The 17,853-nt window shown below is 53.4% G+C and carries 12 protein-coding genes; 6 read left to right on the top strand and 6 right to left on the bottom strand.

Annotation, left to right across the window (positions count from 1 at the left end; translation table 11 throughout):
* Positions 1-107 precede the first annotated feature (107 nt).
* The 4 genes from CLV60_RS16595 to CLV60_RS16580 all read right to left on the bottom strand — a co-directional run bounded on the left by CLV60_RS16595 (position 108) and on the right by CLV60_RS16580 (position 3,934).
* Positions 108-1,109 (bottom strand): TolB family protein, encoded by a 1,002-nt coding sequence (locus CLV60_RS16595; RefSeq protein ID WP_229211002.1) that lies wholly within the window; start codon positions 1,107-1,109, stop codon positions 108-110.
* Positions 1,110-1,179: 70 nt separating this feature from the next.
* Positions 1,180-1,881 (bottom strand): hypothetical protein, encoded by a 702-nt coding sequence (locus tag CLV60_RS16590; protein WP_106596482.1) that lies wholly within the window; start codon positions 1,879-1,881, stop codon positions 1,180-1,182.
* Between the two features lie 18 nt (positions 1,882-1,899).
* The gene (gene xth / locus CLV60_RS16585) at positions 1,900-2,673 is read right to left on the bottom strand and encodes an exodeoxyribonuclease III (RefSeq protein ID WP_106596481.1); all 774 of its coding nucleotides are present in this window, start codon (positions 2,671-2,673) and stop codon (positions 1,900-1,902) included.
* A gap of 16 nt (positions 2,674-2,689) precedes the next feature.
* A complete protein-coding gene (locus CLV60_RS16580) occupies positions 2,690-3,934 on the bottom strand; it encodes a GAF domain-containing sensor histidine kinase (RefSeq protein WP_106596480.1) in 1,245 nt (414 codons plus the stop codon).
* Positions 3,935-4,007: 73 nt separating this feature from the next.
* On the opposite strand from CLV60_RS16580, the gene CLV60_RS16575 reads away from it, so the two are divergent.
* Positions 4,008-4,211 carry a hypothetical protein gene (locus CLV60_RS16575; RefSeq protein WP_106596479.1) on the top strand — a complete coding sequence of 68 codons (204 nt, stop codon included), beginning with the start codon at positions 4,008-4,010 and terminating at the stop codon, positions 4,209-4,211.
* Here the strand turns inward: CLV60_RS16575 and CLV60_RS16570 are convergent.
* Both CLV60_RS16570 and CLV60_RS16565 read right to left on the bottom strand, forming a co-directional pair.
* Positions 4,177-5,202 carry a hypothetical protein gene (locus CLV60_RS16570; RefSeq protein WP_146151561.1) on the bottom strand — a complete coding sequence of 342 codons (1,026 nt, stop codon included), beginning with the start codon at positions 5,200-5,202 and terminating at the stop codon, positions 4,177-4,179. The two genes, CLV60_RS16575 and CLV60_RS16570, sit on opposite strands and share 35 nt — an antisense overlap.
* A gap of 96 nt (positions 5,203-5,298) precedes the next feature.
* Positions 5,299-5,781 carry a DUF7678 domain-containing protein gene (locus tag CLV60_RS16565; RefSeq protein ID WP_106596477.1) on the bottom strand — a complete coding sequence of 161 codons (483 nt, stop codon included), beginning with the start codon at positions 5,779-5,781 and terminating at the stop codon, positions 5,299-5,301.
* A gap of 462 nt (positions 5,782-6,243) precedes the next feature.
* Between CLV60_RS16565 and CLV60_RS16560 the strand changes: the two genes are divergently transcribed.
* The 5 genes from CLV60_RS16560 to CLV60_RS16540 all read left to right on the top strand — a co-directional run bounded on the left by CLV60_RS16560 (position 6,244) and on the right by CLV60_RS16540 (position 17,846).
* Positions 6,244-9,372: a SusC/RagA family TonB-linked outer membrane protein gene (locus CLV60_RS16560; protein ID WP_106596476.1), complete on the top strand. Its 3,129-nt coding sequence runs from the start codon at positions 6,244-6,246 to the stop codon at positions 9,370-9,372.
* A gap of 14 nt (positions 9,373-9,386) precedes the next feature.
* Positions 9,387-11,135, top strand: coding sequence for a RagB/SusD family nutrient uptake outer membrane protein (locus CLV60_RS16555; RefSeq protein ID WP_106596475.1), 1,749 nt, complete (start codon positions 9,387-9,389; stop codon positions 11,133-11,135).
* A gap of 246 nt (positions 11,136-11,381) precedes the next feature.
* Entirely contained in the window at positions 11,382-13,073 is a 1,692-nt protein-coding gene (locus tag CLV60_RS16550; protein WP_211302244.1) for a pectate lyase family protein, read from the top strand.
* Positions 13,074-13,110: 37 nt separating this feature from the next.
* A complete protein-coding gene (locus tag CLV60_RS16545; RefSeq protein WP_106596561.1) occupies positions 13,111-16,296 on the top strand; it encodes a DUF6298 domain-containing protein in 3,186 nt (1,061 codons plus the stop codon).
* Entirely contained in the window at positions 16,293-17,846 is a 1,554-nt protein-coding gene (locus tag CLV60_RS16540) for an MGH1-like glycoside hydrolase domain-containing protein (protein ID WP_229211001.1), read from the top strand. Before CLV60_RS16545 ends, CLV60_RS16540 begins: the two co-directional genes overlap by 4 nt.
* The last annotated feature ends 7 nt before the right edge of the window (positions 17,847-17,853 follow it).

Genomic DNA, 17,853 nt, shown 5'->3' with positions numbered 1-17,853 from the left:
ATTTCGATTACACTGATTGACAGCATGATAAAAGAGAAAAGCCGCCCCGCTGCTCTGAGACAGCGATGGCGGCTTTTTGTGATATTTGCCTGCCGGCAATACCCGGGTTACCAGTACCGTTTGAGGCCGGTCATGTAGAGGTCGTACCCTCCTTTGCCGCCAGGACGGTTGGAAGAGAAGATCATTAGCCAGTAGTTGAAATTCGACAAGCGCGGAAGGATCGGACGGTACTCGTTATAGGCGGTATTGATCCGTGATCCGGCATTGATCGGCGTCGACCATTTGCCGTCTTTGTACTCGGAATAATAAATGTCCTCGCCGCCTTGTCCGCCGGGGCGGTCTGACACGAAAACCATCATGTCCTCCTGGATGTAAGGGCATTTATCGTTGTACGGACCCGATAGTTCTTCTACTTTTCTCAACTCATATTTAGCAGGTGCCACGAGGCTTTCTAACGTAATATGCTCCGTTTCTTTGCGCGGAATTTTTACCTCGTAAATATCGAAGTTGCCGCCACGGTCGGAACAAAAGTACAGGCGGTCGCCCATCCTGGAAAATGTAGGGTAGGCATCGTTTGCCGGTGAATTGAGGTATTTGACGGGTTCGGGACCCGAAGGGCCACGTTTGGCATATTTAATATCCATTTTGCCGGAGGAATCGTCGGCATAAAAAAGAAACAGATCGTCCTCCGCCCCTCCAAAAGAATTGAGGTCGTCGTGAAGTGAAATCAGCCTCGGACCGTAGACATTGAAATTGCCGTTTGCTTTGCCAATAAGCTGCCCTACATTATCATAAATATCACCCAAGAAAACCCCGCCGTTTTGCTTTCTGCCTTTTCGAAGACTCAGGCGCTTGTCGTAATCCAGATAAGCATGCATATGAACGAGATTCAGTACGTCTTTCTTCTCCCGTCTAGACGAAAATACGAGTTCCAGATCTCCGCGACGATTGCTGGGAAGATCGGAATTGTAATCGTCGTACTCCGAATTGATCTCTTCCAGATTAACGACGTCCGAAAGGAACTTGCCATCCTTTTTATCAGGGTCCATCCCCGGAGGCCAGCAGCCGAACACCAAAAAGAGGATGATAACAGGCAGGAGCTTTTTCATATTCACAGCGGTTTAAGTTTGTAGACGAATAGACACAAAAAAGCTCCCGAAGTGTTGCGGCGTTGTTACTTTATAACGTATCACAGTAACCAAGAAGCCGCGCCAAATCCGCTTCTTTGCCGAAGTTAACGGGCTTTTCCCGCAAGTATTGGTCGATCTGTTTCCTGTGGGCCGGATAGAGTTTTTTGACGCTCCCCGCGGTGGGAACGTAGAAACGATTGTTGTTGTCGATCAGGTAATGTGCTGTGCGGTAGGTGAATACGCCTTCTGCGTTGGTGTTGAGTTTTTTGGATGTTTGAGCCTGATCGCTGGAATAGGAACGGTACGTGGTAACCGACGACGCCGTGTAGGAAATGCCATAAGGCCCGCCCTTCTCGGTGCCGATTCTGGCAAGTACTTCGCGTTTGGCCAGGCTGGCGCGATTGTACGAGCCCACGATTTCGGCGTATCCGAAGCGCTTGTCGAACCGGTATGATTTTTCCCCGACTGTAATACCTTTCAGGAGTGCCTGATCGATGATTTCCAGCGTGTCCAGCTTTGCATCGAGAAAAAGGATATGTCCGCCGATGTAATTGTAGTTGAAGCGTGCCTGAGAAGTACGTCCGTCGATGAAATCCGCCTTTCCGGTTGTGAACTGGCTGAGTTGGTAGCGGTCGGCGTAGGGTATTACTTTATCGGGATACTCGCCTGCTTTGATCTTGAATACTTTCTGAGCCTGCGCAAAACAGGGGCAGGCAGCCAGGAGGAGAAAGAGGGTTATAGGTTTTTTCATATGCGTTTTTTTGAAATTTCAGTCTTTTAATTCGATCCATACCGGGGCGTGATCGCTGGTTTTTTCCCACCCGCGCACCTGCTTGTCCACGCCTGCGCCCGTGAGCCTGGGTGCAAGTTGCGGGCTGAGCAGGAAATGATCAATGCGCAGGCCGGCATTGCGCCCGAAAGCATTGCGGAAATAATCCCAGAAGGTGTAGATCTTTTCATGGGGATACAATATCCGGATAGCATCGGTCCAGCCCTGTGCAGTCAGTTTGGCGAACGCGGCGCGGGTTTCGGGGCGGAAAAGCGCATCGTCGACCCAACTTTCGGGTTTGTAAACATCCAGCTCGGTAGGCATTACGTTGAAATCGCCGGTAAGCAGCACGGGCTTGTCGGCCGCCAGAAGACTCTCGGCATGCGTATGGAGGCGGTCGAACCAGCGTAGCTTATAGTCAAATTTCGGTCCCGGCGCCGGATTTCCATTCGGCAGGTATAGCCCGCCGATCGTCAGTCCGCCGATTTCGGCCTCGATGTATCGGCTGTGGACATCCTCCGGGTCGCCCGGGAGCGTACGGCGGATTTCGTGCGGGAGGTCACCGCGGGACAGGATTGCTACGCCATTCCAGCTTTTCTGTCCGTGCCAGATTGCCTTGTAACCGGTATCGAGAATAGCCTGTTCGGGAAATTTTTCCTGCGGCGCCTTCAATTCCTGCAAGCACACAATATCGGGCGCGGTTTCTTCCAGCCAGCGCAATAGCACAGGTAGCCTGCCATTCACTCCATTGACGTTGTACGTAGCGATTTTCATAAGTGACCAGGTCGGATTAATAGGGCAATGGTAGCATGATTACAAATGTCGTGCCCTTGCCGGGATTGACTTCCGCTTTGATAACACCCTTGTGATTCCGCACGATTTTGCGGCAATAGGCCAGCCCTACGCCTTCGCCTTGCCTGAATGAGCCGGTCGGCAGACGGGCGAAAATATCGAATACTTTTTCCAGCTGGGAATCTTCTATGCCGATGCCGTTATCTTCTACCCTGATTTCCACATAGGCCATTTGAAGCGGCTCGGGCAGCAGGTCGTCGATTTCGTGCAGCGCCAGCTCACGACTGGTAATGCGGATGCGCGGCGGGTTTTCGTGGCCCGCGAATTTGACCGCATTGTCGAGCAACTGGAAAAAAAGCTGTTCCATTTGCTCGGGGATAGCCATAACGGACGGCAGGCGATCGGTTTCGACGATGATGCTCCGCCGTTCGATCTGCGACATCAGCTGTGTGGTAACGTCGGCCAGCACATGATCCAGGTGGACCTGCGTAAATGCATTGCTGTTGTTAAGTCCGGAGAAGTCGGACAGATCTTTGATCATCATCGAAAACTGCCTGGCGCTGCTCCGAATCTTGACGGCCAGTTCCTTGGCCTTTTCGGCCTCGTAACGATCGGTGGCATTTACGAGCATATCACTGAAAACGCGCAGCTTACGAAGCGGTTCCTGCAAATTGTGGCTCGAAATGTGACGGTACTGCCTGTTTTCATCGTCCGACACGAGCAGCTGGGCGGCCAGGTCGTGCATGGCTGTGCGTGTGCGTTCCATGAGCGAGAGGCTGTCGAGGTGAAAGGCCAGCAATTCGGCAAAAAGATGGAACATCCCTATCACCCGCGGGTTCTGCAACTGGTTCGGCTTGGGATCAATGGCGCAGAGCGTCCCGAAAAACTCTCCGCTCTTCAATTTGATAGGAAGAGAAATATAGCTTTTGAAACCATACATCCGGGGTGTGGGATGCCCGGCGTAGATTTCGTTTTCATCCACATGATCGATCACCACGGCTTGCCCGCTGTCCCGGATTTCATTGCAGATCGTCGTCCCGATTTCCAGCTCCTCGCCGGGTTTCAGCCCGAAGCCGATCTCGTCCTGCACACTGCAGGCGATCCACCGGTCTTCCGTCACACGCGCCACGGCTGCGAACCCCATACCCGTTGAGCGACAGATCACTTCCAGTACGGTTCTGACGATCGGTATCTGGTTTACCTTTTCAACGTCGGCAAATAAAAAGTCGTCAGGTTGTACCATTTTTTTCCTGTGGGATAGCGGGTGGATTAGTAAATTTAGGTGCCGGGTCCCGGATAACCTAAACTTACTTATTATGAAAGTCTTCTTTCTTTCCCTGCTGATTGCAGTGGCGGCTTATCTGGTTGCGGCGGTAGGAGGGTATTTCCTGATCAATAAATTGTCGTCGAACACGCACGATAAATCGATGGAAGCGACCATGACGGCGGCGTTCGTATTAGGGCCTATCGCCGCGATCATCGCATTTATTGCCGGGTATTTTTATCTCCGCTCGCATTAATGGCCGCCAGGCGTTCCGCGAGTTGGGTAAAGCCGGGGGGAGGAGTCTGTCCCCAGCTCGTGAATTGCTTCGACTGGTAATCTACGGCCTGAAAAATGTCCCAACCGCTTTGTGTTTTGTAATTAGGATCGGCCCCGTGATCGAGCATGACATTGCAAATGTCCCAGGCTTCGGCGCTGGCGGCTGACAGGAGCATGGAAGTAACAATGACGCGCTCGTCTTGTTGGGGCGGGATGATATTGGGGTCGGCGCCGTGGTCGAGCAGCAGCCGTACTTTTTCTGTCTTGGTGGTATCGGATCTGTCGCGGTGGATGGCCTGGAAAAGAATGGGCGTGCCGGTTCCGGCTTCGCGGGCATTTGCGTCGGCACCGTGTTCGAGGAACCATTTCAGCAGGACAGGGTCGTAGTCGATTACCTTGAAATGCGTGGGTGAATGCTTCGGATCGCCGTTGTCGATTTTAGCTCCGTTTTTTAGTAATACTTCAAAACACGCTATCAACCGGGCCGGATCGGCTTCGAAGCCTTGCAGGGCCACGAAGTCGAGCAGGGTAACTTGCTCACGGCCGGTTTGGTTGAGCTCCGGGACGGGCTGGGTCATATCTGCGCGAAGCAGTTCCGCGTTGAGCGAAGCAATGTCTGCGGCGAGTTTTTGCCGGGCCGCATCTTTGAAATAATAGGAACCATTGGCCCGTGCGGTGTCTTCGTCGGCCCAGCTGGCGCTGCGCCACTTCTGTATGATCGGAGAGGCGATCAGCATAATCAAGGCCATTAGGGCGGGTGCAACGCTGAGTACGAGCACCATGATGCGCGTAAACGGGAATGGGAGCAGGTTGATCGCCGCCAGAATACCCAGTGGAATAAACAGCATGATCACATAGCCGCTGGCAATGCGGTCGTCCGAGGAACCGGAGCGGGCGAACAGCAGCAATCCAATGAGTATTGCCGTGTAGAGACCCAAAAGGCACCAGCTTACGAGGGTAATTGTTTTCATGCCGCAAATTAGCTAGCCGGAGTGTCGCTCCATGATTGGTCAATCAGCTATTTATTGAGCGGCTTGGTGCCCCGCAGTCTCCCGGCGTATGCGCGCTTAGTGAGCGGCGATGAATTCGTCGAGCATTGCCTTTACCGGATGGTAATAGACTTCCGCGCGACGGCTCGGGCGGATATCCCAGCCGCGGTCGTAATTGACGATACAAGCGCCGATGAAGTTGTTCGTCGCTTTCCTCACCGCCGGATCCCAGATGGATAGTTTCGAGATTCGACCTTTTTCCATGGCCGTTTTGGCGGGCGTTTTAAGGATTAATGCCGAAAACTCGTACTGGTTCACGGTTCCTGATACCCATACCGCACCTTCGATCTGCGGATCGTTGCTTTGATCTTTTACTTTCGTGCGGATCTGCGCCTGGCTTTTCAGGGGCACGTCGGTCTTCTTGGATTTCAGATAGGCGTCGATGGCACGCATCGCATGCTCCGCCGGATCGACCCCGTCGAACTCGCTGAGTTCGTATAGTCTTTTGATTTGAAATTCAGTAAGTTGTATGTGTTTTCGATAGACTTTTTGCTTCACCATAACCCTTCTAAGTAGCGCACATTCAAACATACACAGCTTCCGGGACGGATTCAACGGCTTGCCTGCTTTTTGTGCCTGGGGTATAGAAATTTGGATTTATACCGATTCTTGATAAGGTGTTTGTGATCCGGGGTTGCTTCGAAGCGTTTTCAAACCGTTACGATTACCCGTAGCCATACCAGGGTATTGTATTTGAATAGTGCAATATATACTTCGATTGTTTTTCAATTTTTATTCAAAAGTAAATAATCGAAAATGTGTCGATTTTACACTAACATGTGTTTGGGTAGAACTTCTACTACCCACTGCAAACGTTCCCGGTATCGTGTGCAGAAATAAATCTTGCCAAATGTTTGCCTGCAATGAGGGGCTTAAATAGACTTGATCGTGGTTTCAATTGGACTTTATCAATGAAATCCGGCGAATGTCTTGAAATAGTTATATTCTAAATGACTCAATTACATGAGAAAACCACTTCTACTCATCTTCACCCTGCTGCTGACGGCTTTGGCCGCTCACGCGCAGAACCGCGTACTGAAAGGTGTTGTGATCGATGGCGTTTCGAAGGAACCGATGCCTGGGGTTTCGATCCTGATTTCGGGGACCAACTCGGGAACGGCCACCGACGCCGAGGGAAAGTTTACTTTGAATGTGCCGGAAAGCGGCGCTAACGTGATTATCAGCTATGTCGGGTTTGTGAAACAGACGATCGACGTGGCCAACCGGGGCTCGCTCACGGTGGTGCTCGAACCGGATGTGAAAGCACTCGAAGATGTGGTGGTGGTAGGTTATGGCGAGCAGAAACGCTCACACCTGACAGGCGCCGTCGCGACGGTGAAAATGAAGGACGTCGACGAACTGCCCGTGGGCGATATTTCTTCCGCACTGGTAGGGAAACTGCCGGGCGTCAATATCTCGGGTGGTACGGCGCGGCCGGGCACGCCTGCGTCTATCGTAATCCGTAACCCTACGAAAGCGTCCAAAGACGGCGGAAGCAACTCGCCACTCTACATTATCGACGACGTGATCCGTTCGGAAGCGGATTTCCAGTTGCTGGATGCTTCCGAGATCGAAAACCTGTCGATTTTGAAAGATGGCGCGGCCGCCGTGTATGGGGCGCGTGCGGCATTAGGTGTTGTGGTCGTGCGTACCAAGCGCGGGAAAGCGGGTAAGCCGACTGTCAGCTACACGACGACCGTGGGCGTTTCGGATGCTGCCTATAAGTCCAAAATGATGAATGGCGTTCAGCTGGCCACTTATCTCAACGATTTCAACCGCAGCCGCGGCCTGGCAGCCAACGATCCGGAATATTACTCGCCCGACGAGCTCGAATATTTCAAAAACAACAATAACAACTGGTTTGATATGGCCTGGAAGCCTTCGCTGAACACCCGGCATGCGGTGAATATCAGCGGTGGTACCGAGCGTGCAACGTTTTTCGCGGGCGCTACCTATTTCGCGCAGAACGGGAATGTCGATAACATCAGCTACAAGAAATGGAACTTCCGCGCGAGCGCCGACGTGAACGTGACGAAGCACATTAAAGTAGGTTTGGGCGTAAGCGGTAATTTGTCCGACAACAAGCTGTTTTACCTCAAACAAGGCGGCGAGAACGTGGAAAAAGACGTGACGAACCTGCTCAACACGCCGCAGTTCATTCCGCCTTATGTGGATGGTCTGCCGGTATTGCTGCCGGGCGGCTCGGGTGCAACGGGTTTCCATTTTTTCGAGGCACAAAAACTGAACAACTACACCCGCTCCCGCAATGTGGTGCTGAATGTAAATGCATATCTGGAATACAATGTGCCATTCATCCGCGGCCTGAAACTCCGCACGGTGTACAACAAGAACCTCGGCAACGACTGGGGCAAGCAGTTCGGTACCTATTATAAGGTATATGGCTTCTCGATGCTGGGCGAAAACAAGCACATCTTCGGAGGCACGCCCAATGCGCCCACGCGCCTGAACAACGGCGACCGCCTGCGCTTCAACCCCGGCTATACCGACGGTTACCAGTTGAACTTCAACCTGAGTTACGCCCGCGATTTCGGTCGGCATTCGGTAAGCGCGCTGGCGCTGGTGGAGCAATCGGAGATTTATACCGAAAGCATTGCTACCATGAAGGAAGGGATTTTCGAAGGTGGTAACGATTACCTGATGTCGGCATTTGGTGCGAAAGACATTGGTCCGAATGCGGCGAATGAGAGCGGGATACTCTCTTATGTGGGCCGTTTGAACTACTCCTTCGCCGACCGCTATTTGTTCGAGGTTTCGTTCCGCCGCGATGCTTCCACGAAATTTGCGCCGGAATACCGCTGGGGTACATTTCCGCAGCTTTCGGCAGGGTGGGTGATGTCCGAAGAACGCTTTTTCCGTGAAAAATTACCTTTCATCAACAACCTGAAACTGCGTGCGTCGATAGGTTTCCTGGGCGGCGACCGCACGGCGGCCTGGCAATGGCTGCAACGCTACACGCCGCAGGCTTCCAATGGTGCGGTGTTTGGCGGCAACAGCGACCGCACGGTGGGTATCAAACTCGAAAAGCTGCCTAACTACTTCGGTCGCTGGGATGACGTGACCAAAAAGAATGTCGGTATCGACGCTGCATTCCTGAACAACCGTCTGTCGACCACCATCGATGCTTACCACGACCACGGCTATAATTTGCTGACTACGCTCGCCTCGTCGGTGCCGCTCACGATTGGCTCGGTCATGCCAGCCGAGAATTATGAAACCGTAAACTCGTTCGGTCTGGAATTTGCAACCGGTTGGAGCGACCGCATCGGCAAGAATATCGATTACAACATCGGCGCATTCCTTGCTTGGAGCGATAACAAGAACATCCTCGTGGATGTTGCTGCCACCAACCGCGGCAGCTGGCAGGATCCGACCGGCCGGTCGAGCGACCGCGGTTTGCAGGGCTACCGCTACCTCGGTATGTTCCGTTCGCAGGAAGAGGTGGATCGTTACCTCGAAAAGAACCCGGATTACACCATTATGGGTTATGCGCCGAAGCCGGGAATGCTCTATTACCAGGATATCCGCGGCCCGCGCCAGACCGACGGCACCTATGCCGCCCCGGATGGTAAGATCACCGAGGACGACCAGGAGTACCTGACCAAAAAGGAGAATAACCATTACACGTTCGGTCTGTCGTTCGGTTTCGGGTTCAAAGGATTTAAAGTGGACGTAGTCACAGCCGGTTCTTTCGGCGGACAGGGGATTGTGGATGGTGACGCGCGCAAGAAGGCTGCGAAGGATGTTTCCCGCCCCGTTTTTTGGGCAGATCATTACACGCCTGAAAACACGAATGCAAAATACCCCGACCCTTACTGGGAAGAGACCTATTCGATGGTGTCGTCATTCTGGTTCCGCAATGCATTCGCATTCAACATGCGCAGCCTCAATGTGTCGTACCAGCTGAGCCAGAATGTGGCGAAAAGATTGGGGATCAGCTCGGCGAAAATCATTGGTGTGGGCATGAACCCGATCACTTTCTTCAACCCCTACGACTACAAGGCTGCCTCGGGCGCCTATAACGTGTACCCGCAGATGCGCACGTGGTCATTGGGATTAAACCTTACACTCTAAAAATCGGTACAGCGATGAAAAAGCATTGGATAATAGCCGCATTTCTCGGTCTTGCATTGACCGGCTGCGAAAATATACTCGACAAAACAGACCTTTCGGCCTTCAATGAGGAGCAGGTTTTCAACGATACCCTGCTGGCCAAAGGTTATGTGGATTATGTGTATGACCAGAACTTGCCTACCTGGCCGACAGGCGATTTTCTGAAATGTACCGATGAAATCGGCGGTGAGAGCCGGTTTTTCGAAGGTACGGTGCAGGTAAATACCGTGCAGGATTTCGGGATCGGCGTGAATGCGACGAATAATTACGGTAAGCTCCGTTCTATCAACCAGTTCCTGGCCAAGCTGCCGACCGGCGGTTTGAGTGAAGATGCCAAGAAACGCCTGATGGGGCAAGTGACGTTCTTCCGCGCGTTCCGCTACTGGGACCTGGTGCAGCTTTACGGCGGCGTGCCGATGGTGCTCGAACCGCTCGAAGGTGTGGGGGAGGAGGCGAAGGAAGAAGCAGCCATTCCGCGCAGCAGCACTTCGGAAAGCATTGCGCTGATCGTGAAGGACCTGGATTACAGCATTGCCAGCTTGCCGGGCCGTTGGAGCAATACCAACGACTGGGGCCGCATTACCAGCGGTGCCGCGGCCGGTTTCAAGGGCCGCATTCTCCTGCATTATGCGAGCCCGCAACATAATCCCAACGACCTCACCGAGCGTTGGCAGGCTGCCTATGATGCCAACAAAAAGGCGATGGAGCTGCTTTCTGCGAACGGCTTCAAGCTGCATAGCAGTTTCAGCGACCTGTGGTTCCAGGAGGTGAATAACCCCGAGGCGGTTTGGGTGGCCTGTTACAATAATAAGGTGGGTGACCAGATCAACAAGAACATGACCTGGGATAACAATACACGGCCTTCTTACCTTGGTACGGCGGGCGGTTCCAACCAGCCTACCTGGGAAGTCGTGCAAGCGTTTCCAATGAAAACCGGCAAGAATATCGAGGAAAAAGGCTCGGGTTACGATGCACAGCTTTTCTATAAGAACCGCGACCCGCGTTTTAGCCAGACCATCGCGTTCAACGGTGCTACCTGGACCATCAATGGTAATCCTAACTATCGTTTGTGGACGTATTTTGTAAACAATAAAACCGTCGAGCAAAAGGCCACGTCCACCGGCTTCTACGTGCGTAAGGCTATCGACCCGAACCTCGCAGCAGGCGCAGTTGCCAATGCCGGTACGGACTGGATCGAAATGCGTTATGCGGAGGTGATGCTCAATATGGCCGAAGCTGCCTGCGGTGTGAACAAACTGGATGAAGCCTACGCGCAGCTGACGGCTTTACGTAAACGTGCCGGTATCGAACCGGGTGCAGATGGGTATTATGGGTTGAACCCACAAATGTCCCGTGCGGAAATGTTTGAAGCTATTTTGCACGAGCGGCAAGTGGAGCTTGCATTTGAAGGCAAGCGCTTCTACGACCTGCGCCGCTGGAAGAAATTCGAAACGGTACTGAACGGCAAAAGCCGTAACGGGGTGACCATCAATCTGAAATCATCGGCCCCCGACGATTTCGCAGCAAAACGCGACGGCATGAACCTTGATTCTGTTTACAAAAACTATATGGAAATCGTACCTAAAAAACTGGATACCAAATACCTCGTGAACTGGAAGCCTGAGTATTACTTCTTCGCGATCCCGCAGCAGGCATTGACCAATAACCCAAGGCTCGAACAGAACGTTGGCTGGCCATCGGGGACGTTTGACCCGTTGAAATGATTAACGGTATTGATATGACGGTTAATCATCATGGTGCATTACATCACAATCATTCCGATGCATCTACAATTATTACGGTGCTCTGCACCTCGTCATTAACCGATGGCTATTTATCTGCTACAAATATTACGGCGCTCTGCGCCTTCACGACAAGGCGCAGAGCGCCGTAATATTTGTAGATAAGAAGGCCGTAACAGAAACGCATCAGGTGCAGCGCACCGCAAGAATTGTAAACGTAAAACAAATATGAATCCTATCCCTAAACATTCACTCCAACTGGCATTAGCGGGCCTGCTTCTTGCCCCGGTCGCCTTCGCCCAGTATCCGAAAATCCCCGCTGCCGCGAAGAAAACGAGCGACTCACTCCTCGCGGAGGCCGAGCGCAAATCTGAAATCGCTTGGCAGAAAGCATTGCCGGTCATTGAAGCGGAAGCCAAAAAAGGGAAGCCCTACATTCCCTGGGCGGCGCGTCCGGTGGATTTGCCGCAGTCCGACATTCCGGCGTTTCCGGGTGCCGAGGGTGGTGGTGCATTCAGTTTCGGCGGCCGGGGCGGACAGGTGTATGTGGTGAAAAGCCTGGCGGATAGTGGTCCGGGAACGCTGCGCGATGCCTGTGAGAAAGGCGGAGCGCGTATTATCGTGTTCAATGTGGCAGGGATTATCCGTTTGAAAACCCCGCTCATCATCCGTGCGCCGTACATTACCATTGCAGGGCAGACGGCACCGGGCGACGGCGTTTGCGTGGCGGGCGAGAGTGTGTGGATCAATACGCACGACGTGGTGATCCGCCACATGCGCTTCCGGCGCGGCGAAACGTTCGTAGGCCGCCGCGACGATTCCATCGGCGGCAACCCGATCGGCAACATCATGATCGACCACGTGTCGGCAAGCTGGGGATTGGACGAAAACATGTCGATGTACCGGCATATGTACAACGACAGCACCGGCGCGCAGGAACAGAAGCTGCCGACCGTGAACATTACCATTCAGAACTCGATTTTCTCCGAAACACTCGATACCTGGAACCACGCTTTCGGCAGCACATTGGGCGGCGAGAACTGCACGTTCATGCGCAACCTCTGGGCGAATAATGCGGGCCGCAACCCGTCTATCGGCTGGTTTGGGATATTCAATTTTGTCAACAATGTGGTGTTCAACTGGGTGCACCGGTCTATCGACGGCGGCGACTACCGGGCGATGTATAATATTGTAAACAACTATTTCAAACCAGGCCCCGAAACACCGAAGGACTCGCCGATCGGCTACCGCATTCTGAAACCGGAAGCAGGCCGGAGCAAGCTGAAATACCAGGTTTACGGCCGCGCCTACGTGAGCGGCAACATTATGGAAGGTTACGACAAAGTCACCAAAAACAACTGGGATGGCGGCGTGCAGGTGGAAGATCAGCCGAATGCAGGCAAATACACCGATAATATCAAATGGCACGAGCCGCTTCCGATGCCGACATTCCCGATCATGACCGCAAAAGAGTCGTTCGATTATGTGATCGCGAATGCAGGTGCCACGCTCCCGCGCCGCGACCCCGTGGATGCGCGCGTGACGACACAGGTACGTACAGGAAAGATCAATCCGCTGGATAATGTAAAATTGCCGGAGAAGCAGTTTGAGCATCGCCGCCTGCCGATTGATTCCTACAAAAACGGCATTATCACCGACATTTCGCAGGTAGGAGGTTACCCCGAATACAAGGGCACGCCTTACGAGGATTCCGACGACGACGGCATGCCGAACGACTGGGAAATCAAATACGGCTTGAACCCGAAAGACCCGTCGGATGCCCGTAAAGACATGAGCGGGGACGGTTATTCCAATATCGAGAAATTCATCAACGGCATCGATCCGAAGAAGAAAATGGATTGGAAAAACCCTAAAAATAACCACGATACCCTGGCATCGCTGAAAGGCGGCCAAAAATAGTACTCCATTGGACAAACTCAGAAACTTGGTTAAGGTGATGAAATTCGATACGATCCTGTCGCTGGCAGGATTGTATTTTCTTTTGATACCCATTGCATTTGGTCAGAAGAAACCTAAAAGGCCATCACCAGTTGTCCCGGCCGAAGATGGGCGGCTCGCATATGCTCCCGATTCGCTCGGTAACCGCATTGTGGATTTCTCGTACGCGGGCTACATGGCGGGTGCGCAGGCGATCCCGGATGCGCCCATACGCGTAACCGTCCCTGCACGTGAGGATGACGCCACGGCGCGCATCCAGGCGGCGATCGACTATGTGGGCGGGTTGCCTGTCGATGCGAACGGGTTGCGGGGGGCGGTGTTGCTGGGTGCGGGTACGCATCGGGTTTTGTCAGGTGTTGTCATTAAAAAGTCAGGTGTTGTTTTGCGGGGCTCTGGAATGGGAGGGAATGGAACGGTATTGCTTGGCGATGGGCGGACGCGGGAGACGGTGATCCGGGTTGTAGGGCAGGATAATGTGGTATTAAAACCTAAACTGCGCATTACCGATGCCTATGTTCCGGTAAATGCGATGCAATTCGAGGTTGAAAATGCAGGTTCGCTGAAACCGGGAGATCGCATTCGCGTGGTGCGGCCTTCGACGGCGGAATGGATCAGGGGTCTGAAAATGGAGGAATTTGGTGGTGAAACCGGCTGGCTCGGCTGGAAGCCGGGGCAGCGGGACGTTACCTGGGACCGGACGATAACGGCCGTTTCCGGCAACAGCATTACGATAGATGCGCCCATTACCACCGCGTTGGACGAGAAGCTGGGCGGCGGGTTGGTGGTTCCTTATCAATGGACGGGCCGCATTAGTCAAGTTGGCGTGGAGAACCTCCGCATCGAATCGACATTTGACCAGCATAACTCCAAAGATGAGAACCATCGCTGGATGGGTGTTACTTTTGAAAATATTGAAAACGCCTGGGTAAGGCAGGTTACGTTCAGGCACCTAGCCGGCTCGGCGGTGGCGGTTTACGAATCGGGGTCGAAAATTACGGTCGAGGATTGCAAGTCGCTGGAACCGGTTTCCGAAATTGCCGGGCAGCGGCGGAACACGTTTTTTACGCAGGGCGGGCAGACGCTCTTCCAGCGCTGTTATGCTGAAAATGGCTTGCATGATTTCGCCACAGGTTACCTGGCGCCGGGTCCGAATGCATTTGTGCAATGCGAGTCGCACCTGCCGAACGGTTTCAGCGGTGCCATCGATAGCTGGGCTTCCGGCGTGTTGTTTGATATCGTGAATGTGGATGGCCAGGCATTGAGTTTCAAAAATCGTGGGCAGGACGGGCAGGGTGCCGGATGGACGGCCGCTAACTCGGTGTTCTGGCAATGCTCGGCGTCGCGCATGGAGAATTTTGCACCGCCGGGAACGCAAAACTTTGCATTCGGGGCGTGGGCCGCTTTTGCCGGTGATGGTTTTTGGGAAAATGTGAATGAGCATATCCAGCCCAGGAGTTTGTATTACGCGCAGCTCTCCGACCGGCTGGGCAAGCAGGTTTTGGCTAAATCGTTCCTCGTACCCAAAGAAACCGAGGCGTCCAGCAGTCCAAGCCTCGAACAGGCGGCTGCATTGGTCGCGGGTTCACATCAATCCGCCGTTTTGCTCGCCGACTGGATCGATCAATCTGTGCAGCGCAACCCAATCACAGTGGTCGTTACTGCGGAGGTTTCCTCCGTGGCTCCCCGAGTGAAATCCATTGATGAAATCAATTTTAATCAAATCAAAAACACGCACACACTGCCTGCGCTAACGATCCGAAATGGACGACTGGTACGCGGCAACGAATTGGTAACCGGCGCACGGCATGAGGTGCCCTGGTGGCGCGGAAGCATTCGCCTGCACGACGTGCGGGCCGCGAAGCCGCACATTACCCGTTATGTGCCTGGGCGCGCAGGCAAGGGCTTCACCGACGATCTTGCCGAAATGACCGACTCGCTCCAAGCACAGCACATCACCGTCGTGGACCATAATTACGGCCTCTGGTACGATCGCCGACGCGATGACCACGAACGCGTCCGCCGCATCGACGGCGAAACATGGCCGCCGTTTTACGAGCAGCCGTTTGCCAGAAGCGGACAGGGCGCCGCCTGGGACAACCTTAGCAAATATGATTTGACGCACTATAACGAATGGTACTGGAACCGTCTGCGCGAGTTTGTATCACTGGCCGATCAGAAGGGGCTTTTGTTGTACCATCAAAACTATTTCCAGCACAACATCCTCGAAGCGGGGGCGCATTATGCCGATTTCCCCTGGCGGACTGCTAACAATATCAATCAGCCCGGCTTCCCCGAACCGCCACCTTACGCGGGCGACAAGCGGATATTCATCGCTGATCAGTTTTATGACATCAGCAATCCCGAACGCAGGGCATTGCACCGGGCCTATATCCGGCAGTGTCTCGATAATTTTGCCGGGCAAAGCGGTGTGATCCAGTTTATTAGTGCCGAGTACACGGGGCCGTTGCATTTTGTGCAGTTTTGGCTGGATGTGATCGGCGAATGGGAGCGGGAGAAGGCCCAAAATGCCTTGGTAGCATTGAGTACGACCAAAGATGTGCAAGACGCGATCCTGACCGATCCGAAATATACCGCATTGGTGGATATCATCGACATTCGCTACTGGCACCGCCGCGAAAATGGTACCGATTATGCGCCGGAAGGCGGCAAAAATCTGGCTCCGAGGCAGCACGCGCGCATTCAGAAAGTGGGTAAGGTGTCGTTCGGTTCGGTGTACAATGCGGTTTTGGAATACAAAAAGAAATATCCAACGAAAGCCGTGCTTTACAACGCGAATGGCGCGGAACAAAATGCCTGGGCGGTGCTGCTTGCCGGTGGCTCGGTCAGTGCGGTACCCGTATTGCCGAAGGGATTTTTGGAGGCAGTGTCCGCGATGGAGCCTGTGGATTTGAAAGAGCGTGCGGAACGGCAATCGGAATTGCTGCCGCGGGATAACCGGCAATATGTTTTATCCAAAGCGGGCGAGGGGCTTGTCATTTACCAGGAGAATAATGCGGTTTCGCAAGCGGATCTCACGCAGTTCAATGGGAATTATCAAATGCAGCGTATTAATGCACGAACGGGTGCCGTGTTGGGAAAACCTGAAAAAATAAAAGGAGGAAAAGTGGTTTCAATAACTTCCAAAGAAGCTGGTCCGGTGATTTATTGGTTTTCGAAAAAATGATGGGGTATTTAAAAATTGGGTTGGGAGTAATAGGCATCGCTCTGGTGGGCCTGACAGGCTGTGCGAGAAAAGCGACCGGTCCTGCGGTTTTGAAAGCGGAGGACTACCGGCACCACGTGGCGTATTTCAACCGGATGGAGGATGAGAATAAGGTGAATGCGATCCCGAATGCGCAGTCGTGGGAGTGGATGAAGGCCAATATCCCGCTGTTCGACTGTCCGCAGGATAATTTCCGGGAGATTTACTACTACCGCTGGTGGACGTACCGGAAGCATATTCATAACACGCCGCAGGGGTTTGTGATCACCGAGTTTCTGGTCGACCGGAATTACGCAGATCAGTACAATATGATCAGTTGCGCCCTCGGCCATCATATTTACGAAGGCAGGTGGCTGCACGACCAGCGTTACCTGAATGATAATGTACACGTGTGGTTCCGGGGGAATAACGGCGCACGCATGAAAAAGCTGCTCAATTTCAGCAGCTGGACCGCCGATGCATTGTACAACCGCTATAAAGTGACGCAGGACAAGGTATTCCTGCTTGATATGCTTCCTGACCTCGATTCGGAATACAAAGCCTGGGAAAAAGACCGTCGAACCGAAAGCGGGCTTTTCTGGCAGACCGATGTGAAAGACGGCATGGAAGAATCGCTGAGCGGAGGCCGTCGCGAGCAGAATGCGCGCCCCACGATCAACAGTTATATGTATGGTAATGCCAAAGCGCTTTCGGCCATTGCGGCATTGAAAGGCGATCAGGCGATGGCCGGACTTTACGAAAGCAAGGCGGATACTTTGAAGCGATTGATCGATAGTAAGTTATGGAATGCCGATAGCGCCTTTTTTGAAACAGTAAAGAAGCGCGGAAAAGGGCCTTTTGCGGGTGTGCGCGAGGCGATCGGCTTCGTACCGTGGTATTTCAATTTACCGGATGAGCAGCACGATGCGGCCTGGCGGCAGGTGTCGGACCCGACGGGCTTCCAGGCGCCATTCGGCCTTACTACCGCCGAGCGTCGCCACCCCGAATTTCGCACACATGGCTGCTGCCAATGCGAATGGGACGGTGCCGTCTGGCCTTTCGCTACCGCTCAGACGCTGACAGGCCTGGCCAATCGCCTGAATGCGCCGAAACCCACGGTAGTAGCGGATACGACCTATTTCGGATTGCTGGAAAAATATGTGGAATCGCAGTATTACCGTGGCAAGCCTTACATCGGCGAATACCTCGATGAAAAGACCGGTTACTGGCTCAAAGGCGACCAGGAGCGCAGCCGCTACTACAACCATTCGACGTTCAACGACCTGATCATTACCGGCCTCGTCGGCCTGCGCCCGCGTGCGGATGAGGTAATCGAGGTGAACCCGCTCATACCGCAGGATAAATGGGACTGGTTTTGTCTCGACGATGTGCATTACCACGGCAAGCGCCTCACCATTCTCTGGGACCGCGATGGCAGCCACTATAAAAAGGGCCGGGGCTTGCAGGTTTTTGTGAACGGCCAAAAAGCGGGCTCCTCCGAGCGAATTTCAAAGATTTTAATTAACCCTTAAACCCTGC

The organism is Dyadobacter jiangsuensis (genome assembly GCF_003014695.1).
GTDB classification, from domain to species: Bacteria; Bacteroidota; Bacteroidia; order Cytophagales; family Spirosomataceae; genus Dyadobacter; species Dyadobacter jiangsuensis.
Note: the sequence above shows the minus strand (reverse complement) of the source record. Positions and strands in the feature narration are given on the sequence as shown.

Coding starts and splice junctions, on each gene's coding strand:
- CLV60_RS16540 (WP_229211001.1), top strand. CDS start 16,293: ATGATGGGGTATTTAAAAATTGGGTTGGGAGTAATAGGCATCGCTCTG.
- xth (WP_106596481.1), bottom strand. CDS start 2,673: ATGAAAATCGCTACGTACAACGTCAATGGAGTGAATGGCAGGCTACCT.
- CLV60_RS16550 (WP_211302244.1), top strand. CDS start 11,382: ATGAATCCTATCCCTAAACATTCACTCCAACTGGCATTAGCGGGCCTG.
- CLV60_RS16595 (WP_229211002.1), bottom strand. CDS start 1,109: ATGAAAAAGCTCCTGCCTGTTATCATCCTCTTTTTGGTGTTCGGCTGC.
- CLV60_RS16590 (WP_106596482.1), bottom strand. CDS start 1,881: ATGAAAAAACCTATAACCCTCTTTCTCCTCCTGGCTGCCTGCCCCTGT.
- CLV60_RS16570 (WP_146151561.1), bottom strand. CDS start 5,202: ATGAAAACAATTACCCTCGTAAGCTGGTGCCTTTTGGGTCTCTACACG.
- CLV60_RS16575 (WP_106596479.1), top strand. CDS start 4,008: ATGAAAGTCTTCTTTCTTTCCCTGCTGATTGCAGTGGCGGCTTATCTG.
- CLV60_RS16565 (WP_106596477.1), bottom strand. CDS start 5,781: ATGGTGAAGCAAAAAGTCTATCGAAAACACATACAACTTACTGAATTT.
- CLV60_RS16560 (WP_106596476.1), top strand. CDS start 6,244: ATGAGAAAACCACTTCTACTCATCTTCACCCTGCTGCTGACGGCTTTG.
- CLV60_RS16580 (WP_106596480.1), bottom strand. CDS start 3,934: ATGGTACAACCTGACGACTTTTTATTTGCCGACGTTGAAAAGGTAAAC.
- CLV60_RS16555 (WP_106596475.1), top strand. CDS start 9,387: ATGAAAAAGCATTGGATAATAGCCGCATTTCTCGGTCTTGCATTGACC.
- CLV60_RS16545 (WP_106596561.1), top strand. CDS start 13,111: ATGAAATTCGATACGATCCTGTCGCTGGCAGGATTGTATTTTCTTTTG.